Origin of the sequence: Streptomyces sp. NPDC001634 (assembly GCF_040298185.1) — a bacterium.
GTDB lineage: Bacteria > Actinomycetota > Actinomycetes > Streptomycetales > Streptomycetaceae > Streptomyces.
In genome coordinates this window covers 1-2,118 of sequence record NZ_JBEOZU010000209.1, presented here as the reverse complement: position 1 = coordinate 2,118, position 2,118 = coordinate 1, and the positions used below count along the sequence as shown (strand labels likewise).

At 64.2% G+C, this 2,118-nt stretch carries 3 protein-coding genes; all 3 read left to right on the top strand.

The features are described 5' to 3' along the window. Nucleotides 1-325: 325 nt before the first annotated feature. The 3 genes from ABT186_RS47540 (at nucleotide 326) to ABT186_RS47530 (ending at nucleotide 1,945) form a co-directional block, all read left to right on the top strand. A complete protein-coding gene (locus tag ABT186_RS47540; protein WP_351230331.1) occupies nucleotides 326-520 on the top strand; it encodes a hypothetical protein in 195 nt (64 codons plus the stop codon). Between the two features lie 271 nt (nucleotides 521-791). Next, entirely contained in the window at nucleotides 792-1,082 is a 291-nt protein-coding gene (locus ABT186_RS47535) for a hypothetical protein (RefSeq protein ID WP_351930662.1), read from the top strand. Between the two features lie 218 nt (nucleotides 1,083-1,300). Continuing rightward, nucleotides 1,301-1,945 (top strand): hypothetical protein, encoded by a 645-nt coding sequence (locus ABT186_RS47530; RefSeq protein ID WP_351930660.1) that lies wholly within the window; start codon nucleotides 1,301-1,303, stop codon nucleotides 1,943-1,945. Nucleotides 1,946-2,118: the final 173 nt, after the last annotated feature.

Below are 2,118 nucleotides of genomic sequence, written 5' to 3'. Positions count from 1 at the left end.
ATCCCGCCAGAGAGTCATCGATCTTCACGTACAGTGCGGTCGCGAGGGTTTCGAGGTCTGTCGTCACAAACGGACCAACGAGACCCTCGCTTCATGCACCCGGCCCCTTCGGACTTACTCGTCTAGCCCCTGATCGGCCGGCGTGGGACCGCGAGCTGCCGACAGCGGGCGTGGTCTCCCACACGGCCGCCATCCGGGTCTACGGGGTGGGAAACCTGCCGGGACCCGCAGCGGAGTTCACTATGCCGCTGGACCACATCGGGGCGTCGAAGCGCCAGGCCGTCAGGACCGGCTCGATCAACTCCCAGCGGGAGCGCTTTCGACCTTGACCTGTGCGCGAGCGCGGTCACCGACCGCCGAACGGGAAGGCTGGCTCGACGAAGTCGAGGGACTGCGGGTCAGCCTCGCCAGCGCTGAGGAAAAGCTTGCCCAGATCGACCACCGCCGCGACAGCCATACCGTCGTCGACCTCGGTATCCCCACTCCGCGCAAGGCAGCAGCCGACCCAACGGCCCAATGACTCCGTCGATCAAGCTCAGGGAGCGTCAGTACGCCTGGGATCGGCCGTGGCCCGCACGGGGCATCGCTGCCCGAGTCCATTGGACAAGGCGGTCAAGAACCGCCAACACGACTTCTTGGCGCTGAGAGGGAAGAAAGGGCCACGTCAGCCATGCCGGCGCGGACAACAACACGACCGTAAGGAGAGGCAGCAGGAACAAGGCAACGAGAAACGGGCGCGACAGCCACACGGGCATGTGTCAACCTCCAGGACTCTCCCCGGAAAGGGAACCGTGCTGGATGGCGACGCAAACTGGGCACCCCAGGCGCACGAGCGCATGGAATCTCCGGCCAGAGCCGACATCCAGAGACTGCCCGGACCATACCCTCAACTTCCGCTCCACAACCGCAAGTTCAGAGAAGCCTGCGTCCGCTATTCCATGCTGCGGCCCGACCCCGCCCAAAGGCCACGCCTGGCCGAGATCATCGACAACCTCAACGCACGCATCGCGGAAGCCGAATGCGAGGGCTGGCTCGGCGAAGTTGTTGGACTCCAGGTCAGCATCTCGGGGGCCGAGGCCTAGCTCGCCCAGATCGATCAGCGAACCACCGTGAACCTCGGCATGCCCGACCTCAGCCGAATCGCCGGGCGAACGATCGCTACCAACGGCTCGCTCGCAAGGCCCTGGCCAGCCTCCGGCCGGTAGATTCAGAGAAAGCCGCCAACAACGACGACCACAATGAGGTCGCCTTGGTCGTCCCATTGGATCGGAGATAGATGCAGCCCGGACAGTATGAAGAGGTGGCCGACACTGCAGGGCTTCCGGCACGGCTGCGGCACGTTTTCTGGATCGGTGGAGGGAGTGGTGCAGGCAAGTCGACGACCGCCCGCCGACTGGCCGACCGCTACGGTTGGCGCCTCTACGCGACCGACGAGGTGATGCGGGATCACGCGGGGCGGACCACCCCCGAGGAGGCCCCCTTTCTGCACAAGTTCATCGCCATGGACATGGACGAGCGATGGGTGAACCGGTCTCCGGAAGTCATGTTTGAGACGTTCCATTGGTTTCGAGGTGAGGGCTTCGGTCTGATCGTTGAAGACCTCCTTCGCCTGCCGCCGGAGCCGTGCGTCATCGTCGAGGGATTCCGGCTGCTGCCGCACCTCGTCAAGCCTCTACTCGCTGCTCCTGAGCACGCCGTCTGGCTTCTTCCCACACCCGTTTTCCGCCAGGCCGCCATCCGCAGGCGGTCGGTACCAGGGGAAGGGTTCGTATGGAAGACCAGTGATCCATCAACGGCCGACCGCAACATTGCCGAACGTGACCGCTTGTTTACAAGACGCCTCAAGGAGGAAACCGAGCGTCTCCGACTGCGCACCATCCAGGTCGACACCACGATGACGGAAGACGATCTCGCTGAGCAGGTGACCACGGCGTTCCGACTCTGACGTCGGCTGGCACAAGGAGCTGCAAACCTTAGAGGTCGTTTTCTCCCGTTGTTTCATCCCGTGATGCGGATTTGATCCGGTCGCGCCAGGAGATGGTGGCTTCGCCGGTGAGGCGGCGGGCCATCAGGTCGGTCATGGCTAGGTGGATCATGGCTTCGGAGCGGGCCGGTAGG